The organism is Streptomyces crystallinus (assembly GCF_039521265.1).
GTDB classification, from domain to species: domain Bacteria; phylum Actinomycetota; class Actinomycetes; order Streptomycetales; family Streptomycetaceae; genus Streptomyces; species Streptomyces crystallinus.
On record NZ_BAAACA010000016.1, the window covers coordinates 69,569 to 96,419 of the forward strand.

At 73.4% G+C, this 26,851-nt stretch carries 19 protein-coding genes and 1 tRNA gene; 5 read left to right on the top strand and 15 right to left on the bottom strand.

Annotation, left to right across the window (positions count from 1 at the left end; translation table 11 throughout):
• The first annotated feature begins 109 nt into the window (after positions 1-109).
• Positions 110-2,776 carry a D-alanyl-D-alanine carboxypeptidase gene (locus ABD236_RS16440; protein ID WP_425543882.1) on the top strand — a complete coding sequence of 889 codons (2,667 nt, stop codon included), beginning with the start codon at positions 110-112 and terminating at the stop codon, positions 2,774-2,776.
• Between the two features lie 144 nt (positions 2,777-2,920).
• Positions 2,921-4,954 (top strand): glycosyltransferase family 87 protein, encoded by a 2,034-nt coding sequence (locus ABD236_RS16445; protein ID WP_344074446.1) that lies wholly within the window; start codon positions 2,921-2,923, stop codon positions 4,952-4,954.
• A 356-nt stretch (positions 4,955-5,310) separates the two neighbouring features.
• Here ABD236_RS16445 and ABD236_RS16450 read toward each other — a convergent pair whose 3' ends face one another.
• Positions 5,311-7,173, bottom strand: a complete 1,863-nt coding sequence (locus ABD236_RS16450; protein ID WP_344074447.1) for an amidohydrolase — start codon at positions 7,171-7,173, stop codon at positions 5,311-5,313.
• A gap of 220 nt (positions 7,174-7,393) precedes the next feature.
• On the opposite strand from ABD236_RS16450, the gene ABD236_RS16455 reads away from it, so the two are divergent.
• Positions 7,394-8,392, top strand: coding sequence for a substrate-binding domain-containing protein (locus tag ABD236_RS16455; RefSeq protein ID WP_344074448.1), 999 nt, complete (start codon positions 7,394-7,396; stop codon positions 8,390-8,392).
• Here ABD236_RS16455 and ABD236_RS16460 read toward each other — a convergent pair.
• From ABD236_RS16460 to ABD236_RS16510, 11 genes are all read right to left on the bottom strand, one after another.
• The gene (locus tag ABD236_RS16460) at positions 8,389-10,053 is read right to left on the bottom strand and encodes a carboxylesterase/lipase family protein (RefSeq protein ID WP_344074449.1); all 1,665 of its coding nucleotides are present in this window, start codon (positions 10,051-10,053) and stop codon (positions 8,389-8,391) included. The two genes, ABD236_RS16455 and ABD236_RS16460, sit on opposite strands and share 4 nt — an antisense overlap.
• A gap of 1 nt (position 10,054) precedes the next feature.
• Positions 10,055-11,917 carry an asparagine synthase (glutamine-hydrolyzing) gene (asnB, locus tag ABD236_RS16465; RefSeq protein WP_344074450.1) on the bottom strand — a complete coding sequence of 621 codons (1,863 nt, stop codon included), beginning with the start codon at positions 11,915-11,917 and terminating at the stop codon, positions 10,055-10,057.
• Positions 11,918-11,935: 18 nt separating this feature from the next.
• Positions 11,936-12,853, bottom strand: coding sequence for a tyrosinase family protein (locus tag ABD236_RS16470; protein ID WP_344074451.1), 918 nt, complete (start codon positions 12,851-12,853; stop codon positions 11,936-11,938).
• 25 nt (positions 12,854-12,878) lie between these two features.
• Positions 12,879-13,256: a tyrosinase family oxidase copper chaperone gene (locus tag ABD236_RS16475; RefSeq protein WP_344074452.1), complete on the bottom strand. Its 378-nt coding sequence runs from the start codon at positions 13,254-13,256 to the stop codon at positions 12,879-12,881.
• A gap of 129 nt (positions 13,257-13,385) precedes the next feature.
• Positions 13,386-14,492, bottom strand: a complete 1,107-nt coding sequence (gene griH, locus ABD236_RS16480) for a 3-amino-4-hydroxybenzoic acid synthase (protein ID WP_344074453.1) — start codon at positions 14,490-14,492, stop codon at positions 13,386-13,388.
• Between the two features lie 14 nt (positions 14,493-14,506).
• Positions 14,507-15,346 carry a 2-amino-3,7-dideoxy-D-threo-hept-6-ulosonate synthase gene (locus ABD236_RS16485; RefSeq protein ID WP_344074454.1) on the bottom strand — a complete coding sequence of 280 codons (840 nt, stop codon included), beginning with the start codon at positions 15,344-15,346 and terminating at the stop codon, positions 14,507-14,509.
• A 19-nt stretch (positions 15,347-15,365) separates the two neighbouring features.
• On the bottom strand, positions 15,366-16,712 hold the full coding sequence (locus ABD236_RS16490) for an aspartate kinase (RefSeq protein ID WP_344074455.1): 1,347 nt from the start codon (positions 16,710-16,712) through the stop codon (positions 15,366-15,368).
• A 256-nt stretch (positions 16,713-16,968) separates the two neighbouring features.
• Positions 16,969-17,865, bottom strand: a complete 897-nt coding sequence (locus ABD236_RS16495; RefSeq protein ID WP_344074456.1) for a BTAD domain-containing putative transcriptional regulator — start codon at positions 17,863-17,865, stop codon at positions 16,969-16,971.
• A gap of 221 nt (positions 17,866-18,086) precedes the next feature.
• The gene (locus ABD236_RS16500; protein ID WP_344074457.1) at positions 18,087-19,274 is read right to left on the bottom strand and encodes an MFS transporter; all 1,188 of its coding nucleotides are present in this window, start codon (positions 19,272-19,274) and stop codon (positions 18,087-18,089) included.
• A 73-nt stretch (positions 19,275-19,347) separates the two neighbouring features.
• Positions 19,348-19,989, bottom strand: coding sequence for an NADPH-dependent F420 reductase (locus ABD236_RS16505; protein ID WP_344074458.1), 642 nt, complete (start codon positions 19,987-19,989; stop codon positions 19,348-19,350).
• Positions 19,986-21,401 carry an FAD-binding oxidoreductase gene (locus ABD236_RS16510; protein WP_344074459.1) on the bottom strand — a complete coding sequence of 472 codons (1,416 nt, stop codon included), beginning with the start codon at positions 21,399-21,401 and terminating at the stop codon, positions 19,986-19,988. Before ABD236_RS16510 ends, ABD236_RS16505 begins: the two co-directional genes overlap by 4 nt.
• A gap of 230 nt (positions 21,402-21,631) precedes the next feature.
• Between ABD236_RS16510 and ABD236_RS16515 the strand changes: the two genes are divergently transcribed.
• Both ABD236_RS16515 and ABD236_RS16520 read left to right on the top strand, forming a co-directional pair.
• Positions 21,632-22,759, top strand: a complete 1,128-nt coding sequence (locus ABD236_RS16515; RefSeq protein ID WP_344074460.1) for a LuxR C-terminal-related transcriptional regulator — start codon at positions 21,632-21,634, stop codon at positions 22,757-22,759.
• 379 nt (positions 22,760-23,138) lie between these two features.
• Complete coding sequence (locus ABD236_RS16520) at positions 23,139-24,338, top strand: GAF domain-containing protein (RefSeq protein WP_344074461.1); 1,200 nt, start codon at positions 23,139-23,141, stop codon at positions 24,336-24,338.
• 112 nt (positions 24,339-24,450) lie between these two features.
• Here the strand turns inward: ABD236_RS16520 and ABD236_RS16525 are convergent.
• The 3 genes from ABD236_RS16525 to ABD236_RS16535 all read right to left on the bottom strand — a co-directional run bounded on the left by ABD236_RS16525 (position 24,451) and on the right by ABD236_RS16535 (position 26,840).
• Positions 24,451-24,523 (bottom strand) — tRNA-Arg (locus tag ABD236_RS16525).
• A gap of 151 nt (positions 24,524-24,674) precedes the next feature.
• Entirely contained in the window at positions 24,675-26,204 is a 1,530-nt protein-coding gene (locus ABD236_RS16530) for an MFS transporter (RefSeq protein ID WP_425543887.1), read from the bottom strand.
• A 252-nt stretch (positions 26,205-26,456) separates the two neighbouring features.
• Positions 26,457-26,840: a nuclear transport factor 2 family protein gene (locus ABD236_RS16535; protein WP_344074463.1), complete on the bottom strand. Its 384-nt coding sequence runs from the start codon at positions 26,838-26,840 to the stop codon at positions 26,457-26,459.
• Positions 26,841-26,851 lie beyond the last annotated feature (11 nt).

Below are 26,851 nucleotides of genomic sequence, written 5' to 3' on the forward strand. Positions count from 1 at the left end.
CCCTCTCACATTCATCTGTCGAGAGCGCCTGGGCGGTAAGTACGGGAACCGACAGGTATGTCGTTCTCGTCTAGCACGGGGGTCAACCCCGCACACAGGACACTGGTAGATGGTTCGGACAGGTTCGGACGGCGCCCCGGGGCGCCGGGAGGAGGCATCGGTGGCGGGCGAGTCCCCCGACAGGTCGAAGCAGCAGCAGTCGTCGGGGGAGACGACTCCGAGCGAACGCGATCCCCGTGTGGCGGTGTTCGGACCGGATGACGGCCCCGGAGCCGCGTCCGGTTCCACCCCCGAGGGCAATGGTTCCGCAAACGGGTCCGCGAACGGTTCTGCGGCAGGTGCCAAGAACGGCTCGGCGAAGGGCTCCGCGAACGGGTCCGTGAACGGCTCCGGTGCCGACCGGGCCGACGACGCCGGCTCCGCCCCCGTGGACCAGGCGACCGCCGTGTTCCGCGCGCCCCGCCAGGAGGACCACGCGTCCCGCGACACCCGGCTGCGGGCGGCCGTCGCGGCCTGGGTGGCCACGGACGGCGACGCCGAGGCGGACACGGCCGAGGGTGCCGGGCCCGGATCCGGGTCCTCCGGTTCCACTGCCGGGAAGGCCGACAGCTCCGCCGCCGACGAGCCGGCCGAGCCGGACACGGACGTCGAGGGTGCGGAGGCGGGTGAGGAGCCCGCCGCCGAGGCCACTCCCGTACGGGAGAGTGCGCCCGCGCCGAAGACGACACCCGACGCGCCTGTGGCGTCTGAGGCGCGTGAGTCGGACGAGACCCCCGAGAGCCCCTCCAAGGCCGCCTCTGGGACCACTGCGGCCTCCGAGGCCCCCGATGTGGCTGACGACGCGCCCGAGACCCCGGAGGCCGGTGGCAAGCCCGCCTCCGCGTCCACCACGGACACCGAGGCGGCCGATGAGCCCGCCCAGGCTGTCACCGAGCCGAAGTCGGCCCCTGCGAAGCCGGAGGCGAAGCCTGAGGCTGAGGCTGAGCCGAAGCCGGCCGCCGGCACGAAGTCCGAGGCCGAGCCGAAGGTCGCCGCCGCCGAGAAGGCCGTGGGCCCCGCCGCGAAGTCCGAGGCCCCTGCCAAGGGCGAGGGCAAGGGTGAGGGCGGTGGCAAGGCCGACGGCAAGGCGGCCCCCGAAGGCCGTGCCGCCTCCTGGGGTGCCAAGCCGAGTGCTGAGAGCGCGGCCGGTGGTGTCGACCAGCCCACCGCCGTCTTCAAGGCTGTGAAGCCCCCCGTCGTCGACCAGCCGACCACTGCCATCCGGCGCCCGGCGGCCGGGCCGACGGCCGAGAAGAGCAGCACCTTCGTACCGCTGCGCTCCGACGACGTACGCCCGGCCGAGCCCAAGGCCGCCCCCGACGCCGCCAAGCCGGCGGCCGGGGCGTCGAAGGCCGCCGCGCCCGCCGCGCCCAAGCCCCCCGTCTCGCCGCGTATCTCCGTGCCGGACGCCGACGCCGTCGAGCGGACCCGGCAGCAGCCGCTGCCGCCGAAGCCGCCGCTCGACCTGCTCGCGGAGCTCACCAACACCCCGCCCCCGGCGCAGACCCCGGTGCGCAGTGTGGTGCGGCGGTTCAAGATCTGGACCCCGCTGGTCCTTCTGCTGCTGATCGTGTTTGCGGTCGTACAGCTCGTACGCCCGCTTCCGGACCCCGAGCTGACGATGACCTCGGCGCCGGAGTTCACCTTCGACGGCGCCGCGCCGCAGCTGCCGTGGCCCAGCGAGGGCCAGGGCATGATCACGGTGTCGGGTCTGGGCACGGTCGGGCGGTTCGGCGAGGAGAAGCCGGTCCCGATCGCCAGCGTCACCAAGTCGATGACCGCGTACATCATCATGCGCGACCACCCGATGAAGCTGGGCACCAAGGGCGCCTCCATCCCCGTCGACGCGCTCGCGGAGAAGGAGGGCGGCTACAACAAGTCCGGCAAGGACGAGTCGACCGTCGACACCATCAAGGCGGGCCAGCACCTCAGCCAGAAGGACGCGCTGAGCGCGGTCATGATCCCGTCCGCGAACAACGTGGCGCGTCTGCTCGCGCGCTGGGACGCGGGCTCGGAAGCGGCGTTCGTCAAGAAGATGAACGACACCGCTCGGCAGCTCGGGATGACGAACACCACGTACACCGACCCGTCCGGACTGACCGCCACCACCGTCTCGACCGCCGCCGACCAGGTGAAGCTGGCGACCGAGCTGGTGAAGGACCCGGCGCTGGTCGACATCACCCGGCAGCCGTACTGGATCGACTCGACCGGCTACAAGTGGCCCAACTACAACAAGCTGGTGCCGTTCAACGGCGCGATCGGCATCAAGACCGGCTCCACCTCCAAGGCGGGCGGCAACCTGCTCTTCGCCGCCGTCAAGGAGGTCGGCGGGACCAAGCAGACGATCGTCGGCGCGGTCTTCGGCCAGCACAAGGCGGTCTCGATCCTCGACCTGGTCAACAAGGTGAGCAAGGACGTCCTGCTCGCCACCCGCAAGTCGCTGACCTCGGCGACCGTGATCAAGAAGGGCGACGTCGTCGGGTACGTGGACGACAGCCTCGGCGGCAAGAGCCCGGTCGTCGCGACCAAGGACCTGACCGTCGCCGGATGGCCCAGTCTGAAGACGGCGATCTCGCTCACACCCGGTGACGGCAAGCTGCCGCACTCCGCGAAGGCGGGCACCGTGGTCGGCAAGCTGACCGTGGGCTCCGGGCCCGGTCAGGTCTCGGCCCCGGTGGCCCTGAAGACGGATCTGGCGGAGCCCGGACTCGGGTCCAAGCTGACCCGACTGGGCTGATCGAGGGCCGAAGCGCACGAGGGCGCCCCGGTCTCCGGTGGCGCCCTCGTGCTAGCTTCGGTCAACTGGAGGACGCGGGGCGGCGTCCCCTATGAGCGAGGGGACGAAGGACGTCCTGAGGATGTGTGAGGCGGGAGAGCCGCAGTGACCACCGCTGAGCCGACGCCCACCCGCGCCGACGGCAGCAGCCCTTCTCGGCAGGGCGGACGAATACAGGACGAGAGCAGGGACCCGGTGCGGGAGCAGAACCTGACCGGGCCCCTTGACGTGGCCCCGGTCCCGGACGACGAGACGGTTCCTGACACGGGCCGGGACGGCACGCCGGTCGCGGACGCGGACGCGGACGCGGTCATGGCCCCGGACCCGGCCGCGGACACGGTGAGCGACGAGGCGCTGGACGATTCGTCTCCGGCTTCGGCCCCCTCCTCGGTCCCGGCTCCGGTGCGGAACGTGCTGGCCCGGGTGCGGGACCTCACCGTCCGGCACCCCGTGGTCGCCGTCACGGCGGTCGCCGCCGTCGGGCACGTCCTGTGGTTCATCTTCTTCGCCAACAGCGGCGGCGACCTCGCCGCGCAGGACGCCTGGGCCGAGTTCGTCGGCCGCCACCCCGCCTCCGCGTACAACCTGGCGTGGTACGGCGGGATGCACCCCGTCTCGTACAGCGTCGTCTCGCCGTATCTGATGTCGATGCTCGGCGTCCGTACGACGATGATGATCGCCGGGACCGTGTCGGCGGGGCTGACCACGCTGATCCTGGTGCGGGTGCGGGCCGTCCGCAATCCGCTGCCGTGCGCCTTCGCGGCCCTCTTCGCCTTCCTGTGCAACGCCACGTCGGGCCGGGTGACCTTCGGGCTCGGCACGATGTTCGCGCTCGGCGCGGTCGCGGCGGTCTTCTGCTGGCCGCACCGCTGGCGCACCGAGCGGTGGGCCAAGGGCGCGGTCGCCGCGCCGCTGGCCGGCCTCGCCACGGCGAGCAGCCCGGTCGCGGGCCTCTTCCTCGGGGTGGTCGCCGCTGCGCTGTTCCTGAACCGGCGCCGCCCGGGCGCGTACGCGCTGGGCCTGCCGCCGGTGGCGGTGGTGGCGGCGTCCGCGCTGCTGTTCCCGTTCTCGGGCACCCAGCCGATGTCGATCGCCTCGGTCTCGCTGCCGTTCCTCTTCGCGGTGATCATCCTGCTCCTGGTGCCCCAGGAGTGGAAGACGGTCCGTACGGGCGCGGCGGTGTACGGGGTGGGTGTGCTGCTCACCTGGATCATCGACTCGCAGATCGGGTCCAACGTGACCCGGCTCGCGATGCTCTTCGCGGGTGTGGTGATGCTGGCCGCGCTGCCGTACGTGGCGCCGCGCACGCGCAACTGGTACGTGCTGGTCGTCGCCTTCGTCGGCATGAACGTCTGGATCGGCGTCAAGGCCGTCGACGACATCGTCAGCACCGCGCCCGCCGCGTCCTGGGCACGGGCGCTCGCGCCGCTGGTGGACCAGCTCCAGCAGGTCGGCGCCGAGCGCGGGCGGGTCGAGGTCGTGCCCGCCTCCAGCCACCGCGAGGCCTCGGCGGTCGCGCCGTACGTCAACCTCGCCCGGGGCTGGAACCGGCAGGCCGACATGGAGCGCAACCCGATCTTCTACGACGACACGCTGGACTCGGCGAGCTACCGGGGCTGGCTGGACCGCTGGGCCGTCCACTACGTGGTGCTGCCGATGGGCCCGCCGGACTCCAACGGCGCCGAGCAGGAGGCCAAGCTCATCCAGAAGGGCCAGCCCTATCTGAAGGAGCTGTGGCGCAACCCCGACTGGCGGCTGTTCGCGGTCGAGAACCCCACGCCGCTCGCCGACCCGCCGGCGACGGTGGAGCACGCGGGCGAGGGCGAGTGGACGCTGAAGGTGAGCGCGCCCGGCCGGGTCCTGGTCCGTATCCCGTACTCGCCCTGGCTGAAGCTGGTGGACGAGAAGGGCAAGGGTGTGGAGCCGCCGCAGGAGACTCCGGAGTCGAAGCGGCGGGGGCATGGGGTGCCGAAGTCGTACACGAATCCGAACGGGTGTCTGTGGAAGGCGGCGGAGGATGCGGCGGGGGACGAGTGGACGGAGCTGCTCGCGCCTCGGGCCGGCACGTACCGCTTGGCGTCCCCGTACAGTCTCCGCCGTGGCACGGCGTGCCCGGCGGAGCTCCGTCCGCAACGCTAGTTGTGGCTGCCCGGCCTTTGTCTGCGGGTGTGTGGTGGGTTGCTCGCGCAGTTCCCCGCGCCCCTGGGTAGTACGGCTCTTCCGGGGGTCCCCGTGGCCCCGAGGCCCGCTTTCGTCTGCGGGCCGTGGCCGCTTCTCGCGCAGTTCCCCGCGCCCCTAAAAGCCCGTGGCTGAGCTGCGTTCGAGGCTGCGGCTGAGTCCCAACGGGTCCCGGCTGAGCTGACCTCTCCGGCTGCGGCGACCACCCAAAAGCCCATGGCTGAGCTGGCTGTCCGGCGGCTGGGGGACTACCTAAGGGGCGCGGGGAACTGCGCGAGAAGGGGCCACCGGGCCGCAGACGAAGGCCGGGTGCCCGCTCAGCCGCAGCCGCATACTCCGTGGCGAGCCCCGTGCACCCCCGCCAGGGACGCCGGGCGCGGCCCGGATCGGGCGGGCGAGGGCGGCGACGCGCCCTCGTGGACCACCTTCCCGTCCACCAGCGTCAGCCGCACCCCCGTCCCCGACACCTCCCCGATCGGGACCCGGGTCACATCGCGGTCCAGGAGGACCAGGTCCGCCGCCAGGCCGGCCCGGACGCGTCCGCTCACCCCCTCCATCCGCAGCTGCCACGCCGTCCCCGCCGTATGCATACGCAGCGAGGACGCCCGCGACAGACCCTCCAGCTCCGGGTACAGCGCACCCTCCTCCCCCTCCCGGTCCACCGCCGTACGGACCTGGTTCCAGGTCTGGAGCGGGTCGACCGGCCAGTCGGAGCCGCCCGAGAGCGCGGCGCCGTGGCGCTCCAGGCTGCGTGCGGGGTACAGGAGGCGGTGCCGCGCGGCGCCGATGTACGGCAGCAGCGCCTCCACCGTCCAGATGTCCCGCATCGCCCACTGGAGCTGCATGCACGCGACCACCCCGAGCGGCGCGAAGCGGCGGTAGTCGGTGGGGTGGACGAGCTGGAGGTGGGCGACGGTGTGCCGGTTGCCCCGGCGCCCGTTCGCCCGCACCGCCACCTCGTACCCGTCGAGCGCCGTCCGCACCGCCCGGTCCCCGATCGCGTGCGCGTGCAGCTGCCAGTCGGCCCGGTCGAAGACCGTGGCGAGGCGGCCGTAGTCGGCGGCGGAGACGTAGAGGTCGCCCCGGTGGTCCGTCGGTCTCCCCTCCGCGTCGAGGTACGGGGCGAGCAGCGCCGCCGTCTGCGAGGGGTACTCGATCACCCCGTCCAGGAACACCTTGGCCGTGCCGAACCGCAGCCCGGGCACCTGCCCGTACCGCGCCCGCAGCTCCCGTACGTGGCGCAGGGCCGCCGCCGGGTCCTTGGCGAGCTCGGGGCCGATCAGCAGCGCGGGCACGATCCGCTGGGGGAGGCGTCCGGCGGCGGCGAGCGCGGCGTAGGTGTCGAGCTCGTGCGTGCCCACCGACGCGTCCATGAACGTGGTGATGCCCGACGCGGCGGCCTGCGCGAGCGCCTTGGCGCAGGCGGCGACGAGCTGGGCCCGGGTGGGCGGCGGGATCACCCGGGTCAGGAGGTCCTGCGCGGTGTCCTTGAGGAGGCCGCCCGGTGTCCCGTCCGGGTCGCGGACGATCTGGCCGCCCGCCGGGTCGGGTGTCGCGGCGGTGATCCCGGCGAGGTCGAGCGCGCGCTGGTTGGCCCAGGCGTTGTGCCCGTCGTTGCCGATGAGCGCGATCGGGCGGCGGGTCGCCAGCGCGTCCAGCATCCGGTGGTGCGGGACGGTCCCGGTGGGCAGCAGCCCGACCGGGTTCCAGTCCTCGACCACCAGCCAGCCGTCCGGCTCGTGAGCGGCGTCGGCGGCCAGGAACTCCCCGAGCCGGTCCTGGAGCTGAGCCACCGTCAGGCTCGCCCCCTCCAGCGTCGGGTGGAGGGAGCGTTCGCCCGCGCCCAGCGGGTGGGCGTGGCCGTCGTGGATGCCGCTCATGACGGTGGCCCCGCGCGCGTCCACCACCTCGGTGTCCCGTCCGACGTACCGCCGCAACGAGGCGCCGCTCCCCGTCGCGAGCACCTTCCCGTCCCGCCCGACGGCGACGGCCTCCTCGACCGGTGCGTGCGCCTCGCCGGTGAGGACCCGGGCGCGGTGGATCACCAGGGCGGCCGAGCGCCGCCTGGAGGAGGGGGCGGCGGCGGACGCCGTGGCGGGGGCGGCGACGGAGAGCGCGGCGGCCGCGCCGAGGCCGGTCGCGAGGACGCGGCGGCGGGAGGGTGCGGGGCGAGGGGTCACGGTGGCTCCTGGGGGTGTCGGGTGCGGAGCCTCGTTCCGACCCCCGCCGGCGCGGCGGCGGCCGGTGGGCCCGCCCTCCGGGCGGACGACGGGGGTCGGGAAACAGGCTCTCTTCCGCCACCGCACCCTTCGCGATTAATCCCTTAACCACCAGCGCCCCGCCGCAGGCGATCTGCTCCGCGAACTCCCGCCCCGGCGACGGATTCCGTACGCTGAGCCCGTGCCCCGAGTGACCCTCACCGATGTGGCCCGCGCGGCCGAGGTGTCCGTGGCGACCGTCTCCAACGCCCTCAACGGCACCGGCCGGATGGCCGAGCCGACCCGCGCCCGGGTGCGGGCGACCGCCGCCGCGCTCGGCTACGGCGAACCCCCGCCGCGTACCCTCGCCCTCGCCGTCACCACGTACGGCACGCTCTCCTGGGACTTCGCGGGCATCCCGTTCTACGCCCGGGCGATCAGCGCCGCCACGGCCGCCGCCCACCGGCGCGGCTACGCCCTCATCGCGCTGCCGGCCGCGCCCGCCGAGACGCTGTGGCGGACCCTGCCCCTGGCCGGGGCGGTGCTCCTGGACAGCCCGCCGCACGACCCCGTCGTACGCGTCCTGCGCGCCCGGGGCCTGCCGCTGGTCTTCGACGGCCGCCCGGCCCGGCTCGGGGCGCGCGAGGCGTGGGTGGACAACGACCACCGGGCCACCACCCACGAGGTCCTGGACCACCTCGCCGCGCGCGGCGCACGGCGGATCGCGCTGGTCGCGGGGCCGGGCGAGGAGCACTACACGCGCAGTTGCCGGGCGGCGTACGAGGAGTGGAGCGCGGTGCGCGGCAACGCGGTCCGGGTGGTGCCGCTGGAGTTCGCCGACACGGGGGGCCACACCCTGGACGCCCTGCTCACCGGCCCCGGCCGCCCGGACGCGGTGTACGGCGTCTACGACCCGTGCGGCCGCCGGCTCCTTGACGCGGCGGCGAGGTGCGGGCTGCGGGTGCCGGAGGACCTGCTGGTGGTGTGCGCGAGCGAGGACCCGGCGTACGAGACGACGACCCCGCCCGTCTCCACGGTGACCCTCGCCCCGCACCGCACGGCGCGAGCGGCGGTGAGCGCCCTGGCGGACCTGGTCGAGGGCGCGCCGGGCGGCACCGGGCAGACGATCGAGGCAGGGCTGACCCCGAGGCAGTCGTCGCTGCGGGGGACGGCGACTCCCTGGGCCGTCCAGGGCGGCTAGGCGGCCCGGCCCAGTCGCGGCATCCAGTCCCCTTCCTCCCAGAACGCCAGCTGCCGGGCCTTGGTCGGCTCGGCGATACGGGGTCCGGCGGGCTCGCCCAGGATCAGGGTGCTCGGGCGGCCCGGGGCGAAGACCGGCCAGGGCGGGACACCGGGGGCGGCCGGGACGCCGGTGTGGGCGAACGACGCCACCAGGTCCATGAACGCGCCGCCCACCGCCGCCTCGCCCGCCCCGTCGCCGCACGCGCCCACGTTGTCGGGCAGCCCGTACGTGCCGAAGAGGAACGGCGAGGTGTGCTCGTGCGGGGTGCCGAACCAGGGCGCGCGGGCCGGGTGCGCGAACTCCATCAGATACCCGGGCGCCGTGCCCGTACGGGCGTGCCGCTCGGCGAGGCGGACGTTCAGATAGCGGAAGAGGCCGTCGCCCCAGACGTCGGTCCACAGGGAGACCGGGTCGAGCGGCAGCCCTTCGGCGACGGCCGCCGCCCGGTACGCGTCCACGCACCCGTCCACCAGCGGGTCCGCCACCCGGGCCGCGCCCTTGAGCAGCACCCCGCGCACCGACTCCCGCAGCGAGGCGTCGTCGGTGGGCGACGGGGTGGGGATGGGGGAGCCGGGGCCGGTGTAGAAGGAGCCTTCGGTACGGGTGTGGACGGACAGCACCGGCAGCGCGGGCGTGGCGAGTTCGTGGTCGAAGCCGCGCATCCACCGCCCGTCGACGACCGGCCCCCGGTACTCGCGTCCGCTGCCCACCAGCCGCCCGCCCAGGGCGCCGGAGAAGACCGAGAACCAGGCGTCCCGCAGCGCCGTGGCGGGTACGGCGCGCAGCCCCCGTACCGTCGTGCCGAGCCGGGCGGCCAGCTCCTCGTACACCCGGCGGGCGTCCGGGACGGTGAGCGAGGTGGCGGGCGCCCAGACGTGGCAGGCGCTGATCGGGACGATCCGGCGTACCAGACCGCGCAGTTCGGGCCGCAGGGCGAGCTGCCAGGCGGACGCGCCGCCCGCCGAGGTGCCGCTGAGGGTGATGTTGTGCGGGTCGCCGCCGAACGCCTCGGCGTTGTCCCGCACCCAGCCCAGCAGCGCGGCCTGGTCCTGGAGGCCCCAGTTGGCGCAGTCGCCACTCGTGTCGTCGGTCAGCTCCTCGTGGTAGCCGAAACCGAAGGCGCCCATACGGTAGTTGAAGGTGATCACCACGAGGTCGCCGCGGACCGCGAGGCGGCTTCCGTCGTACGTGGGCCAGCTGCCCGCGCCGACCTGCCAGCCGCCGCCGTGGATGTAGACCAGGACCGGGCGCCGCCCGCGCAGGCCGGGCGTCCAGACGTTGGCGTACAGGCCGTCCTCGCTGCTGGCGGGGTCGATGGTCTGGAGGAACGCGGGGGCGAACCGGGTCGCGTCGCGCACCCCGCGCCAGGGCCGGGGCGGTCTCGGCGAGGCGAACCGCAGCTCGTCCAGCGGGGGCCGGGCGTACGGCACGCCCCGGAAGACCAGGGCGCCCCCGTCGCGCGCCCCGGCCACCGGCCCGGCGGTGGTGCGGGCCACCACCGGACCGATGGGTCCCACCCCGGGTGCCGGGCGGGCGGCGGCGGCCGGCGCCGCGCCCGCCACGGCGGCGGCGGCCGAGGCCGCCAGCACCGCCCGGCGTCCTATCGCGTGGTCGGGCACCTCAGCCCGCCTCGGGCACGAAGCGGACTCCCAGGTCGCGGATCCACGCGTCCAGGTCGATCAGCCGCTCCATGACCGCGCGCCCGCTGTAGGGCCCGCCGATGGAGTACGAGCCCACGGGCCGGTCCAGCAGCCGCCGCAGCCCCTTCGGGTCGACCAGCTCCAGGACCGGGGAGTCCCCCGAGGCCAGGGCGGTGATCCGGTCGCGCAGCGACAGCTCGTACTGGACGTCCTGGGTGGACGGGTACGGGCTCTTCTTGCGCTCCACGATCGAGCGCGGCAGCACGTCCTGGGTGGCCGCGCGCAGCAGGCTCTTCTCGCGGCCGTCGAACGTCTTCATCGCCCAGGGGGTGTTGAAGACGTACTCGACGAGGCGGTGGTCGCAGAACGGGACGCGGACCTCCAGGCCCACCGCCATGCTGATCCGGTCCTTGCGGTCGAGCAGGAAGTTCACGAAGCGCGTGAGGTGGAGGTGGCTGATCTCGCGCATCCGGGCTTCCTGCGGGCTCTCCCCGGGCAGGGCGGGCACGTCCGCGATCGACTCCTTGTAGCGCTGGTCGATATAGGCGCCGAGGTCGAGGCGGTCCCACAGGCCCGTGGTGCGCAGGGCGTCCTGGCCGCCGGCCCGCCGGTAGGGCAGATGCCAGGGGAAGGTGGCCGAGGAGACCGCCTCCGGGTCGTGGAAGTGGCTGTAGCCGCCGAAGAGCTCGTCGGCCGACTCGCCGGACAGGGCGACCGTGGAGCGCGCCCGTACCGCCTGGAAGAGCAGATAGAGCGAGTACTCCATGTCGCCGGTGACGGTGGGCAGGTCGAGCGCCCGCAGCACCGCGCCGCGCACCTCGGGGGTGAGCAGCTGCGCGTTGTCCAGGACGATGTCCTCGTGGTCCGTGCCGATGTGCGCGACCGCCTCCTTCACGAACGGCGCGTCCGGGGCCTCCCACACCGCGTTGGCCTCGAACCGCTCGGCGTGGCCGGTGAAGTCGACGGAGAAGGTGCGGATGCGTTCGCCGCGGCCCTCCTCGGCGAGCGCCCGGGCGGCCAGCGCGGTGACCGCGCTGGAGTCCAGGCCGCCGGAGAGCAGCGAGCACAGCGGCACGTCGGAGACGAGCTGGCGCCGGACGGTGTCGTCGAGGATCTCGCGGACCGTGCCGATCGTGGTGTCCAGGTCGTCGGTGTGCGGCCGCGACTCCAGCTGCCAGTAGCGCGTCTTGCGCAGCCCGCGTCGCGACAGCCGGACCATGCTGCCGGGCCGCACCTCGTACATGCCCCGGAACACCGCGTTCTCGGGCGTCATGGTCAGCCCGAACACCTCGCGCAGCCCCTCGGCGTCGACCACCGGCTCGGCGAGCGGGTGGGCGAGGATCGCCTTGGGCTCGGAGCCGAAGAGCACTCCGTCGTCGGTGGGGTAGTACAGCAGCGGCTTGACGCCCATCCGGTCGCGCACCAGGACCAGTTCCTCGGTACGGGTGTCCCACAGGGCGAAGGCGAACATCCCGTTGAGCCGCTCGACGAAGGCGTCCCCCCACTCCAGATACGCCTGGAGCACCACCTCGGTGTCGCTGTTGGTGCGGAACCGGTGGCCGCGCGCGCTCAGCTCGGCGCGCAGCTCGCGGTAGTTGTAGACCTCGCCGCTGTAGGTGACGACCGCCTCGGGGGCGACGCCGAACCCGGCGGCCATCGGCTGCTTGCCGCCCTCGATGTCGATGACGGCCAGGCGCCGGTGGCCGAGGGCGACGTGCCGTCCGGTCCACACGCCGCCCGCGTCGGGCCCTCGGCAGACCATGGTGGCGGTCATGGCCCGGGCGCTGTCCTCGTGCCGGGTGACGTCGTGGCCGTAACCGACCCAGCCCGCTATTCCGCACATGTGGTGACCCCCCTCTCGTCAGGCGTACGTGTAGTACCGGCGGTGGTCGACGACCTCGGCGACGGTCTTGGTGTGCCACGGAAACAGCGGTGTGCTGGGGTCGGCGACCTCGGGCGTCGGCTCCTGCGGCAGGTAGTGCGGCACGTCCGGGTGGAGCGTCTGCCAGTCGGCCCAGATCTTGTCGATGAAGCAGTGGTGCAGGAAGAAGACCGGGTCGTTGGGGGAGGAGATGTACATCATGTGGCCGCCCACCCACTGGTGGCCGGCGCCGTGCAGCTTCCCCGCCGGGGGCTCCCAGGCGAAGTTGGTGTAGCCCTCCAGGTGGTTGCGGAAGCTGTTGTACGGCGGCTGGCTGCCGGAGGTGTAGTTCCACGGCGGGCAGTCGTAGACCGGCAGGTCCATGGTCTGCTTCAGCTGCTCGGGCGAGGGCAGCGAGGGCATCTTCTGGGCGATGCGCCGGATCAGGAACTTGCGGTCGTCCACGGTGTAGTGGCCGTTCAGGGCCGGGTTCTCGTCACCGGCCGGCTGGACGTTGACGCGCAGCTCCCAGCCGTTGGGGTAGGCGAACGGACCGGTCATCACCATGCCGTCGGAGGGCCGCCCGTCACCGCCCATGAAGTCGTCGGCCCACAGCGGGGACTGCGGCGACTGGTCCTTGGTCCAGTCCCAGTACGGCAGGGTCACCGTCGGGTCGACCCGGCGCAGCTCCTTCTCGAACTCCATCAGGTACTGCCGGTGCCAGGGGAAGAACCCCGGGTTGATGTGGCCGACCCGCTTGCCGGTGTCCTTGTCCAGGTAGTCCTGGGAGTTGACGTCGACGTGGAGCTTGACGAACCGGTCGTATATCCCGCGCCGCTTGATCTCCAGAACGGCCTTGATGAACCGCCGCCGTTCGCCGCGCGACATGTCCAGGTGGTTCCTGCGGACGTGCGTCATGGTCCTGTTCCTCAATCTCGCGGGATCACAAGGAGTGGTGGGAGGAGTCGCCGAGGGGGACGAGGTTGGCGCCGTGCAGCTCGTCCACGGCGGCCCGGGCGGCGTGCAGCGGCGTCTTGGCGACCTCGTAGTGGCACAGGGCGCTGAGGTAGGCGCCCTCGCCGAGCTTCATCAGGTGCAGCGGTCTGCCGTCGATGGTGACGGCGTGGCCGTCGCCGGCGCGGGTGACCTGGATGGTGCGGCCCTTGTAGGTCTCGGTGTGGCCGTCGCTCGCGGCGGCGGCGACGGCGGGGGAGTCGTCACCGCGGGTGCCGTACACGGCGACCCCGCCGGCCCCGGCGAGCCCGGTGGCGACGGTGGCGGCGACGGCGCCCCGCTTGATGACATCGCGACGGTTGAGCATGGGGGGACCTTTCTGTAGGGGGCGCGGCGGAGCGATTCGGCACCGCCGCGCCCGTGTTACCCAAGGGGCGCGGGGAACTGCGCGAGAAGCGGCCACCGGCCCGCAGCCGGACGACGACGCCTCACCCGGTCACTTCTCGAGGCAGAACTCGTCGATCGGGTAACCCACATGCCGGTCCTCGCTGGGCAGGAACCCCAGAACCTTGTCCCCCGGCTTCAGCTCCGTGCTGTTGAGCACGACACCCCCGGGCCCCAGGACCCGTACATGCCAGTCGTCCTGGAGGATCAGGTTCACCTGCTGCCCGTTCGGGGCCACCGCGTCGATGGAGATCAGCGGCCGCGACTCGATCTTCACGCGGCCCACCGTGACCAGGCGCGTCTGCCCCTTGATGTCGACGGCCAGCACCTTGCTGCCCGCCTTGAGCTCGCTGAGGTAGTTGGTCCGCTCGTCCTTGGAGAGGGTGTACGAGTGGATCGCCCCGGCGTTGACGCGGAACGGGCGGGTCGGCATGTAGGGCAGCGGGTGCGTCTCGCTGACGCACAGGATCATGCCCTTGGAGTGCGAGCCGACCAGGATGCCCTCGTCCTCGCGGAAGTACGTGCAGGTGTCGACGCAGGCCCGCTCGCCCATGCCGATGTGCTCGGTGCTGCGTATCTCCAGCTCGACCAGGTTGAGGTCGGGCACGTCGGCGGTGGCGGCCTTCTTCAGCTGGGCCGCGTCGCCGACCGCCTTGGGCGCCATCATCACGCCGTCCGAGCCGTGCTCCAGGACGCCGAAGATGATCTCGGCCTCCTCCACGTCCTGGGCCACCGTGATCATGCTGCCGGTGGACCGCGCGGCCGCCGCGATCACGATCTCCAGCGGGATCTTGGTGGGGTCGCGGAAGAGCAGCACGCTCCACTTCTCGGTGCGCGCCGACTCGCAGGCGTCCTCCAGGGTGGGCGCGTCGATGATCTCCACGAAGCGCCCGAACTCCACCTCCGGGTGCTTGATGGCCAGTTCGGCCGGCGTGATGCCGTGCCGGGCCGGGTCCACGATGACCACGGAGGCGTCGCCGAAGGACTCCGGGAGCGGCTTGCCCTGCGGGAAGAGGACCTTGGTGACGGTCGGCGGCAGGTCGGCGAGGTCGGCCGGGTCGTCGGCGACGATCCCTTCGAGCCGGTAGTGCAGGGCCTCCTGGAGGATGGCCTCCTTGGCCTCGCCGAGCGAACGGGCGTCGAGCCAGCTGAGCTTCATGGGGCGAACTCCTCTTAAGAGACGGTGGACAGCGGTACGGCAAGGGAGTCGGCGACCGCGCCGGGCGCGGACACCTCGTGCGGTACGGGGTGGATCAGCCGGGCGACCTTGGCGGCCATGGCCCCGGGGTCCGGTGCGAGGAAGACGTTGCGGCCCATGGCCACCCCGCTGGCGCCGCCGCGCAGCGCCTCGTCGACATAGGCGAGCACCCGCGTCTCGTCGGGCTCCCGGGGGCCGCCGACGACGACCAGGGGGACCGGCGAGGCGGAGGTGATGTCGCGCATCTCGGCGATGGTCTCGGCGCAGACGGTCTTGACGACGTCGGCGCCCAGATCGGCGGCGAGCGAGGCCGCGTGGGCGATCAGCGCGGGGTCGCGCGGGTTGGTGATCTTCGGGCCGCGCGGGTACATCATGGCGAGCAGCGGCACGTTCCACCGGTCGCAGGCGTCCGCGACGGCGGCCATGTCGGCGATCTGCTGCCGCTCCTGGACGGAGCCGAGGTTGACGTGCACGCTGACCGCGTCGGCGCCGAGCCGCAGGGACTCCTCCACGCTGGCGACCAGGTACTTGTCGTTGGGGTCGGGGGCGTGCACCGTACTGGCGCTCAGGTGCACGATCAGCGAGGTGCGGGCGAACCGGGCGGAGTCGACGTAGCGCAGACTGCCCTTGTGCAGGACCACCGCGTCCACGCCGTTGTCGGCGAGTTGCCCGACCAGGTGGTCGAGACGGTTCCCGCCGGTCAGCGGGCCGTCGGTGACCGAGTGGTCCAGCGGGACGATCAGCAGCCGGTCGCCGCCGTGGCGGTGGATCCGCCGCAGCCGTAACTGGCGGGCGAACGAATGGTGCAACATCATCACAACCTCCTCTGTCGGGTCAGGCGGGTACGGGCGCGGTGACGCCCGTACCGGCGTTGAGTGCGGCCAGTCCGAACTCGTCGTGCAGGACCCGGGCGGCCCGTACCGCGTCGTCGTCCGGGACGGTCACCGAGATCCGCATCTGCGAGGTGGAGACCGAACTGGGCGCGATGGCCGCGGACTTGAGGCAGCGCAGCATCCGGGCGGTGCTGTCGGGGCGGCTGAGCAGCCCCGTACCGACCAGGGAGAGCTTGGTGATGCCCCGGTCGGACTCCATGGGCCGGCCCGGCGGCCCGGGGCGCCGGGCGAGGTAGTCCCGCAGCGGCTCCACGTCGTCGCTGTGCAGGGTGATGCCGATGCTCACGCCGGTGCTCTCCTCCGAGAGCGCCGCCATGTCGACGGTGAGGGACTCACGGGCGAGGAAGGCGAAGACGTCGGTCGCCGCGTCCGCGTCGCCCGCGTCGAAGCGCAGGGTGACCCGGGCCACGTCCGCGTCGAGGACCACTCCGGTGACGGTCGTCGCTGATTCGAGCATGTCGGCTTTCGTCTCCTCCCTGGCGGCGATCACGGTCCCGGGACCGGGCCGTGCGGAGTGCTTGACGTGGATGTCGACCTTGCGCAGCGCCGCGAGCTCCACGGCCCGCGCGTGCATGACCTTGGCGCCGGCGAACGACATCTCGGCCATCACGTCGACGTCGACGGCGGGGAGCACCGAGGCGGCGGGCAGCATCCGGGGGTCGGCCGTGAACACGCCGTCGACGTCGGTGTAGATCTCGCAGTGGGCGGCGCCCAGTTCGGCGGCGAGGGCCACCGCCGTGGTGTCCGAGCCGCCGCGCCCCAGGGTGATCACGTCGCGGCGCGCGGTCAGCCCCTGGAACCCGGCGACCACCGCCACCGCGCCCCGGGCGAGCACCTCGGCGATGGCCTCGGTGTCCACGGCGACGATCACGCCCCGGCCGTGCGCGCCGGCGGCCAGGATGCCGGTCTGGGCGCCGACCAGGGACACCGCCCGCACCCCGGTGCGGTGCAGCGCCATGGCGAGCAGCGCGGCGGACGCGCTCTCGCCGGTCGCGAGCAGCTGGTCGGTCTCGCGGCCCGCCGGCGGCGCCCCGACGGACTCGGTCAGCCGGAGCAGCCGGTCGGTGGTCTTCCCCCGGGCCGAGACCACGACGACCACGTCGCGGCCGGTGCGGTGGGCGGCCGCGACCCGCTGGGCCACGGCGCGGACCTGCTCGATGGTGGCGAGCGAGCTGCCGCCGTACTTGTGCACCACGGGCCCGCGCCGGTCGGGGCGCTCGGGGCCGGCCCGGTCGGGGCCGGTGCGGTCAGGGCCGGGTCCGGCCGGGTCGTGCGGCGAGGGCGCCATGCGAGGGTTCACCTCCGCCGTTCGAGAGAGCCATGAAGCAGTCCTTTCCTGCGGCTTCGGCGAGGCCTGCCCCCGGTTCCCCGTTCCTTCTCCGGTCCGGCCCCACCGGCGGTGACGCTCCCCGAGGCGCGTATCGGCCAGGTTTCGCGCGGATATCGCGGCCGGTCGCGCGGCGATACCGCACGCGAGATGCCCCGCGCCAAGGGCACGGGGCATCGGGGAAAACGCTGGTGGGAGCGGCGCCCACCCGATTTCGTCAGAGTTTCAACGTTGCCTGGAGACGGAGATTGGCCTGCTGCAAACTGGTCAGCCGGGTGCGCATCGCCAGTGTGTGGTCGGTCCAGGACGCCTTCACGGCCCGGTGCGCGGGCTGGCGTATCAGCGAGGCGACCGGCGCGGCGCGGCCCGCCTCCACCGGGGCCGGACGGCTGGGCGTCTCCAGGGACGGGTCCTCGGCCAGGATGGCCTGCTCCAGGGTGCGCAGCGACTCACCGGGGTCGATGCCGAGCTCCGCCGACAGGAGCGTACGGGTCTCGCGGAACTGCCGCAGCGCGTCCGCCTGCCGCCCCGAGCGGTACAGGGCGAGCATCAGCTGGGCGCACATCTGCTCGCGGTAGGGGTTCTCGGCGACCTGCCGGTACAGCTCCCCGACGACCTTGCGGTGCCGCCCCATCTGGAGCTCCAGGTCGACGCACTCCTCCAGTACGGACAGCTGCTCCTCGCGCAGCACGGTGGCGGCCTGGCGCAGCACCCTGCTCTCCAGGCCCGCCGCCACCGGGCCCTTCCACTGCGCCAGCGCCGAGCGGAACAGGTCCACCGCCTGCTCGGGCTGCCTGTCCCGGGCGGCCGAGCGGCCGAGCGCCGCCAGGTGCTCGAAGCGGGCCAGGTCGAGCGCGGTGTTCGGCAGCCGGATGCGGTATCCGGCGGGGTGCGTCTCGATGAGGTCGCCCACGCCCGCCCCGACGAACTGGCGGCGGATCGCGGACACACAGATGCGCACCTGCCCCTTGGCGGAGGCGGGCGGGGTGTCCTCCCAGATCGCCTCCAGGAGCCGTTCGATCGGTACGACGTGCTCGGCTTCCAGTAACAGCGTGGCGAGCAGGGCCTGCTGCCTGAATCCTCCGAGGCGGACCTTCCGGCCCGCGCATTCCACCTCAAGTGGGCCGAGTATCCGGAAAGTGAATGCTTGGTTTCCCGCTGACTGCATTGGCTGAGCCCTCCCCAAGTCGGCGTTCTAGCAATTCATTTCGGCCTCTGGAGGTCGTTTCGGCCGCCAGACGCGACCGTTCCGGCCCAGCCGATGCGGCGGCCGGGCGGAACGTGTGCACCAAGGATTTCAGATCGCCCCTCTGGAGTACCCGTGGAGGCGGCCCGCTACCGGGCCGGGGCGGCGGCCGGAGCGGCCGTGGCGGGGGCGGTGGCGGGCCGGTTGATCCGCAGGGAGAGGGCGAGCATGGCCAGCGCCACCACCCCCACGGCCAGCGCGGCGTAGCCGACTCCGGAGGCGCCGTCGGCGGAGTAGCCGGCGGCCCCGGCCACGCCTCCGGTGCTGATCCCGATGTAGATCGTGCTCTGGTGCAGGCCGAGCAGGAGCGGGGCGGACTGCGGCGCCGTCGCCACCAGCCGCATCTGCTGCGGCACGTTGATCATCCAGTGGCACACACCCCAGGCGACGGCCATCGCGATGCCGGCGCCCAGCGACTTGGACAGCAACGGGGTCAGCGTGGTGGCGGCGACCAGCAGCGGCGCGGCGACGCTGATGGTGCGCACCGGCCCGATCCGGTCGGTGAGCCGTCCGGTGAGCAGGTTGCCCGAGACCGCCCCGATGCCGAAGCAGAGCAGGATCAGCGAGGTGCGGCCCGCGTCGCCGCCGGTCGCCTCGTCCATCACCTCGTCGATGTAGTTGTAGACCGTCCAGCTGGTGCTCAGGCAGAGCCAGGTGGCGATCAGGGTGACCAGCACGCGCGGCTGCCCGAGCGGTGCGAGCCGGGCCCGCAGGGTGGTCGCGGCCTGCCCCTTGAGCTGCGGCACGGTCGCCGCGATACCGGCGGTGGCCACCGCGGTGAGCCCCACGACCAGCCACAGGGCGGCGCGCCAGCCCGCCTCGTCGCCCAGCCAGGCGCCCAGCGGCAGCCCGAGCACGATGGCCGCGGTGAGCCCGCCGACCACCAGCGCCGCCGCCCGCCCGGCCCGCTCGGGCGGCACCATCGCCCGCGCCACGGCGAGGGAGTTGGCGGTGTACATGGAGGCGCCGGCACCGGCCACCACCCGGCCCGCCATGGCCCAGGAGTAGTCCCCGGCCACGGCGGTGAGCGCGTTGCCGACCGCGAAGACGCCCAGGGCGCCGAGCAGCAGCTGGCGCGGCGGCCGGTGCCCGGTGGCCGCCGCGAGCAGCGGTCCGCCGATCGCGTACGCCAGCGCGAACGCGGTGATCAGCCAGCCCGCGGTGGTACGGGAGACGCCGAAGTCGTCGGCCATGGGGTCGAGGATCGGCGCGATGATGAACGTGTCGACGCCCATCGCGAAGTTGCCCAACGCGAGGACGAGCAGTCGCAGACGCACGGTGACTCCTTGGAGTGTGCGGGGGAGCTTTTCTGGGCTGTACGGGGCTTTCCGGGCGGGAGCGCGGGTGCGGTCATCCGTCGGGCAGGAGCTTGATCCCGGCGTCACGGCCGAGGCCCAGGCGCTCGATGAGTTCCATGCACAGCAGCGCCATCTGCTCCAGGACGTGCGCGTTGCGCAGGTCGCCCGCGTCGAGGCCGCGCAGCCCCGCCCGGTCGATGAGCTCGATGACCGGGATCTTGGCGCTGTAGTCGTCGCCCGCCACGAACACGTCGAGATGGGCGCCGTCGACCCGCCCGGCGAACAGGGTGGCCGCGCAGGCGGTGTTGAACGCCTTGACCACGGAGGACCTCGGGGCGGCCCGCGCGATCCGCTCGGTCATGCTGGGGCCCGCCCGGCCGGGCGCCGCCGCCCCGGCCTCCTCCACCGGGTTGGTGGTGTCGATGAGGATCTTCCCGGCCAGCGCGTCGCTGTGGCGGGTGACGAAGGCGAGGGTGTCGTCGGTGCCCATGGCGAGCGTGATCAGCTCGGCCTCCAGGACCCCGTCCACGTCATGCGCCTCGACGCTGCCCAGGGCGCCCGCTCCGGCGGCGGCCGCCGCCCGTACCGCGAGCTCCGGGGAGCGGTCGGTGAGCCGTACGGCCGCGCCCGCCAGCGCGAACTGCCGTGCGGCGGCCCGGCCCATGGGCCCCGCGCCGACCACCCCGACCCTCACGCCGGCACCCCGCTCGGGAGCGCCGCCGGGGCGATGTTGTGGTTGACGCGGAACAGGTTGGCGGGGTCGTACCGCGCCTTGAGCGCGGCCAGCCGCGTGTACGCCTCGGACGTGAAGGCCGCCCGGACGTGGCTCTCGTCGGCCGAGGAGTCCAGGAAGTTGAGGTACTTGCCGCCGGTCGCCCAGGGCGCGAGCCGCTCCAGGAGCAGGTCGTCCGCCGCCTGGCCGGCCGGGCGCGCGCCGGGCGCGACGGTGAGCAGGCAGTAGCGCGCGTCCCGGTTGCCCACCGCATTGTCGTGCCGGACCGGCCCCTCCAGCGCCCCGCCGAGGTGGCGCAGCTCCACCAGCCCGAGCGGGCAGCCGGAGCCCGGCCCGGCCGCCTCCAGGATCCGCCCGGCCGCCGCCCGGTCCAGCTCGCCGAGCATCGCGGTGCGCTCGTGGTACGTGTACGGCTCGGTCGGATCGCCGTGGATCGAGGCGACCTCCGCGTACGGCATCTCCCGTACGGTGTCGAGCACGCGCGCCCCCAACTCCCGCAGCGGAGCGACGAGTCGGGCGCCCTCGGCCGCCGTGCCCGTGAACGCGATCCGCACCTGGACGACGAAGCGGCCGCGGAGCTCGGCGGGCAGCGCCGCCTCGTCCGGGAAGCGCACCAGGGCCAGCGAGGAGCTCATCTCGCGCGGCGCCGACGCCGTCCACTCCAGCCAGGCGGGCAGCACGGCCGGGGCCGCCGCCCCGTCGAAGGTGAGCGCGCCCCCGTACAGCCGGGAGACCGGCATCAGACCGATCTCCATCGAGGTGACGATCCCGAAGTTGCCCTTGCCGCCGCACAGGCCCCAGAACAGCTCCGGCTCGCGCTCCTGGTCGACCTGGCGCAGCACGCCGTCGGCGGTGACCACGTCGAGGGAGCGGATGTGGTCGGCCGCGTACCCGAAGGTGCGGGCCAGCACCGCCAGGCCGCCGCCGAGGGTGAAGGAGACGGCTCCGACCAGCGGTGAGGAGCCGTTGAGCGGCGCCAGGCCATGGGCCGCGCCCTCGTGGATCACCTGCTCCCAGAGCACCCCGGCGGACATCCGCGCGGTGCCCCGGTCCGGCGCGATCCGCAGCCCGGTCATCCGGCGGGTGGAGACGAGCACCGCCCCGTCGGCGGCCCGGGCGGCGCCGTGGCCGGTCGCCTGCACCGCGACCGGCAGCCCGTGCCCGGCGGCGAACCGGACCGCGGCAGCCACGTCCGCCGCCCCGGTCGCGCCCACCACCAGCGCGGGGCGGTGTGCGAGCAGGGTGTTGAAGCCGGCGCCCTCCTCGGCGTAACCGTCCTGGCCGGGCAGCAGGACGGGCCCGCGCACGGCCGCGGCGAGAGCGGCGACCTGGTCGGCGGGGAAGTGCGGGGGGTCCTGCACGGCGGATCGCACGGTGGGTGCCTCCTCGGTGGGCGCGGGGTGGGGGGCGGGTTGGCGTGCCGTGAGCCATCGTCCGCCGCGCGCGGGCGTACGGGACATCCCGAGATCAAGGTGTTGGCGGGGCACCGCACCCCTCAACTGAGGGGGGTGTGCGGGGGCTTCGGGTGCGGGAGCATGGAGGGGCACCCACCCGACGACGCCCCCCGCCCGCCCTGGGGGCGGCGAACGAGGAGTACCGGCCCGTGACCGTGCCCAGGAACGCGAGCACCACCCACGCCATCGACACGCTCCTGACGGCGATCGGCGCGGCCCCCGACGCCCTCGCCCTGTTTGCCACGGCCTCCGAGCAGCTGCGCCGCCTCATCCCGTACGACGCCTCGGTGTGGCGGGCCACCGACCCGGTGACGGGCATGATGACCTCGCCGATCCGGGTGGAGAACCTCACCGAGGAGGGCTGCTCGGTCTACTGGGAGTCCGAGCTGCTCACCGAGAACATCAACCTGTTCCGCGACCTCGCCCGCGCCCCGCTGCCGGTGGCGGGGCTGCGCGAGGCCACCGGCGGGCTGCCCGGCCGCAGCACGCTCTACCGCGACTTCCTGGCGCCGCGCGGCCTCGACGACGAACTGCGGGCGGTGCTGCGGGTGGGCGGCCACCCGTGGGGCCAGGTCAGCCTGTTCCGCGCGCAGGGGGCGCCGGCCTTCGGCGCGGACGACACGCTGGTGGTGAAGGAGCTGTCGGCGGCGATGGCCCGGCGCCTGCGCTCCTTCACCGAGCCGTCCGCCGAGCCCACCCCCAGCCACGGCCCGGGCCCCGGACTGCTGCTCTTCGACGCCTCGGGACGTCTCCTTTCGGTCAACGACGAGGCCCGCGAACTCCTCGACGACCTGGTGCCCGGCCCGGCCACCCCGACCCCGCTGGGGGTGTCCGTACCGGCCTGGATGCACAGCACGGCGAGCAAGGCCCGGGCGATCGCGGCCGGTTGGGACAAGGGGGTCGCGCGGGTACGGGTGCGCAGCAAGGGCGGCCGCTGGCTGGCCTGCCACGCCTCCTGCCTGCGCGGCGCGGACGGCGAGCTGGGCGCCTCGGCGGTGGTGATCGAGCGCGCGTCGATCTCCGAGGTGGCCCCGCTGATGGTGAAGGCGTACGAACTGACCGACCGCGAACTGGAGATCACCCAGCACATCGCGCGCGGGCTGGGCACCGCGGAGATGGCCGGGAAACTGTTCCTCTCGCCGCACACGGTCCGGGACCATGTGAAGGCGATCTTCGAGAAGGTCCGGGTGTCCAGCCGCGGCGAACTGGTGGCGAAGCTGTTCACCGAGCACTACGCGCCGCTGGGGGAGGAGTCGGAGCAGCGGGTGTGGGGGTGAGGGGGCGGCGCTCCGTACCAAAAGGCCCGGGGGCCGGCGGGGCACCTCGTACGGAAACCGGTCGCTCCACCGGAAAATGCCCGGTCACGGCACGGTGAGGACGCGGCGGGCGGCCCGCTGAGCACCGGCACGGCACCGACACGGCACCAGCAGGGCGCGCACACGGCACCAAGCACGGCACCAACCACGGCACCAACACCGGACACAGGGCACCAATTGCCGGATCTTCAGGACTCCCCCCTTCCGTCTCCACACAACGCGCACATATGTTGGGCCCGGAACGCTGATGCGGGTCACTGATGCGGGTCACTGAGGCGGATCGCCGATGCGGGCTGCCCACGCGGACCGCTGAGGGCGACGCGTCCGGGGGAGGCTTGTTGTGGCGAAGACGACGGCTGCGGCGGCGCACTGGGGGTCGGACGACGAGGGCGGCGACTCCGGGGCGCTGCGGATCCTCGAACTGCTGGCGGCCCAGGCGCCGTTGGACGACCTCGACGAGGTGCTGCTGCGCGCCCACGACCGGGGTGCGACGGCGGACGAACTGGCGGTGATCCACCGGGCGGGCCGGCTGGGCCGTACGGTGCACGGGCTGCTCGACCGCCGCCGAAGACGCGAGGCGGACCTGGCGGCCCTGCTGGACACGGCCCGGGAACTGGCCTCCTCGTGCGACGTGGACGGCCTCGTGAAGACGGTCGCGCACCGCACCCGGACGCTGCTCCAGGTGGACATGGCGTTCGTGGCGCTGCTGACCACGGGCTCGGGCGACTCGGTGATACGGGCGTCGGCGGGCACCACGACCTCGCTGCACATCGGGCTGCACCTGTCGGCCGACCACGGCGTGGGCGCGGTGGTGCGGGCGACGGGCGCGCCGTTCTGGACGTCGGACTACCACGCGGAGACCCGGATCGACCACGACCCGGCGCTGGACGCGGCGATCGGGCGCGAGGGGATCCGCTCGGTGCTCGCGCTGCCGCTGCACCACGCCAGCGGCACGGTGGGCGTGCTGTACGCGGCGCACCGCGACGTACGCCACTTCGAGCCCGACGAGGCCGCCCTGCTCGGCTCCCTGGCGGACCTGGCGGCGGCCGCGGTCGACAAGGCGCAGTGGCTGGAGCTCTACAACGCCGAGGTGGCCAAGCTGGAGGAGCACAGCGCGCTGGCGATGGAGACGATCGAGACGGAGCGCTGGCTGGAGGCGGTGCGCGACCACATCATCGGCTTCGCCCTCTCCGGCCAGGGGGTCGCGGGCCTGGCGGCGGAGGTGGGCGTACTCCTCGACGCGGAGATCCTGGTCCGCGACCACCGGGGCCGCCTCCTCGCGGGCCGCGAGGACTCCTGGCCCCCCCTCCCCCCACCGGCCCCGTCCCCCCGCACCCCCCAACTCCTGGACGCCGACACCTGGCAGGCGGCGATCTGGGCCGGCACGACCTGGCTCGGCCACATCCTGGCCCGCCCCCGCACCACCCTCACCCCCGAGGGCGAACGCATGCTGGCCTACGCGGGCCAGGCGGTGGCGCTGGCGGTGGGGAGCCGTGGGCCGGCGGCGGGGATGGGGGGGTTCGACAGTCATTGTGCGTAGGGGCGTTCTGATCCTGCCCGATGCCCCTGCGCCCGCCGTCGAGTCGGGTCGCGGCCGTGAGCACGAGAAAGGGCCGGTCGGGATCAACCTCCCGACCAGCCCTTTCGTTCTGTGCCCCCGGCAGGATTCGAACCTGCGACACCCGCTTTAGGAGAGCGGTGCTCTATCCCCTGAGCTACGGAGGCGTACCCGGGTCGCCCGTGGTGGGCAGCCCAGGACAGGGTAGCGGATGGTGCTGGGACGGCGGGGCGGGCGGGCCGGTGCGGGGGTGTACCGGTCCGCCCGCCGTCTGTGGGGCGGGGGCGCCCCGGCTGCGGGGCGCCGTCGTGCCCTGGGTCAGCGGCTCAGTACCGGCTCCTCCACCCGGGGCGTCGGCGTCGGCGCCGCAGCGCGCGGCTTGCGGAGCAGTACCGCGCTCACCACCGCCGCCAGCACCATCACCGCCGCCGAGATCGTCAGGCACAGGTGGATGCCGTCCAGGAACGCCTCGGTGAAGCCGTGCAGCATACGGGGGGTGTCCGCGCCCAGGTCCACGCCGTGGACCGCGCCGAAGCCGCCGCTGTCGACCGCTCCCGTCACCCGGTCGCGGGCCTCCGCGCCCAGGCCCGCGTCCGAGAGGCGGCCCGGCAGGGCGTCCGTCACCTTCGTCGTGAGCAGGGCGCTCATCAGGGCCGGGCCCAGCGCCGCCCCGACCTGGCGGAACGCGTTGCTGCCCGCCGCCGCCATGCCCGCCAGCTGATGCGGTACGGAGTTGATCGCCGTCGCCGTCATGGGCGCGAAGACCGCGCCGAAGCCGATCCCCAGGATGATCAGGCGCCAGGACATGTCGGCGAAGGAGGTGTGGGCGTCGATGGAGGTGAGGGAGAGCAGGCTGCCGGTCGCCAGGAGCAGGCCCGAGGTGATCAGGACCCGCGCCGACACCTTGTGCATGATCTGGCCGAAGACCGGGCCCGCCGCCATCGCCGGGAGCGTGAACATCAGCATCCGGTAGCCCGCGTCCAGCGTCCCGAGCTGCTGCACCTGGCCCAGATAGAGGCTCAGTACGAAGATGAAGCCGATCAGGCCGAGGAAGCTGATCATCGCCACCAGCGCCGTCGCGCTGAACGCCGGTGAGCGGAACAGCTTCAGGTCCAGCATCGGGCTCTCGCTGCGCAGCTCCGTGACCACGAACGCCACCAGCGACACCGCCGACAGCGCCAGCGCCACCAGCACCCGGCCCTCGGAGAAGGACTCGCCGCCGCCCTCGATCACCGCGTACACCAGGGCCGTGATGGCCACCGCCGCCGTGATCTGGCCCGGCCAGTCCAGCTTGCGCGAGCCCGCGGCGCGCGAGTCCGCGACATAACGGGCGGCCGCCGCCATGGTCAGCAGCGAGGCCGGGATGGGGGCCAGGAAGATCCAGCGCCAGGACGCGTTCTCCAGGATCAGGCCGGAGATCATCGGGCCCACGGCCAGCGCGCCCATCAGGGACGCGGTCCACATGCTCACGTACTTGGAGCGCTCGCGCGGATCCGGCACCGCGTGGCTGATCAGTCCGAGCGTGGCGGGCAGCAGGGCGGCGGCGCCGACGCCCGCGAACGCCTGCCCCGTCCACAGGACTTCGACGCTGCCGGCCGCGTCCGCGCTCAGGGCTATCGCCGCGCCGATCGCACAGAAGGCGAGACCGGCCTGGAAGACCTTGCGGCGGCCGTACACGTCACCGACGACCCCGGCCGTCAGGATCAGCGCCGCCATCGGCAGGACGAAGGCGTCGGTCACCCAGGACAGGTCGGCCGTGGAGGCGTCCAGGCTGCGCTGGATCGTCGGCAGGCTCACCGAGACCGTGGTGACCGGGAGATAGGCGACGAACACACCGACGCAGGCCATGACGATGGTGGCGGCGCGGCTGTCGCGCCCGCCCCTCGCCGTGGTCGTGGCATTCACTGAGTACTCCTTTACGTCCCTGGGGGAGGTGTCCCCGGGGAAGGGCATGGGGGGCGCCCCTCGGCCGGGCGGGCCGGGGCGTGGCACGGCGGATGGACGGCCGTCCTCCGCGGGCGGTGGGAGGGGAGGGGAGGGCTGCGCGGCCGGGCGTCGAGTCGGCGGCCGCAGCCGCCCGGTCCCGTGCCCGCCCGGCCCTCAGAGCCGTGTGCTGACCTCCGTCAGATGGCAGCGGCCGATCTTCGCCCCCACCACCGTGAAGTGCATCGCGATCGGGTTGAGGCTCGTGTCGCAGCGGGCGAAGCCGGTCACCACCGCGTCCTGGCCCAGGACCAGGAAGTCCCGGTCGGGCACCAGGACCTTGCCGAGGGTGGAGAAGAAGAGGGAGATGTCCGAACGGGTGGAACCGGGGCCCAGCGACGCGGCGTTGGCCGCGCCCGGTGCGAAGAAGTCGACGCGGTCCGCGAAGAGGTCCAGCAGGCCCGTGTGGTCCCCTGCTCGCTGCCGGGCGAAGAACGCCTCGACCACCGCCCGGGTGGTCGGTGACGTGAACGCGCGCGGCTGGGTGGGGTGTTGGGCCATCGGACGGTCCT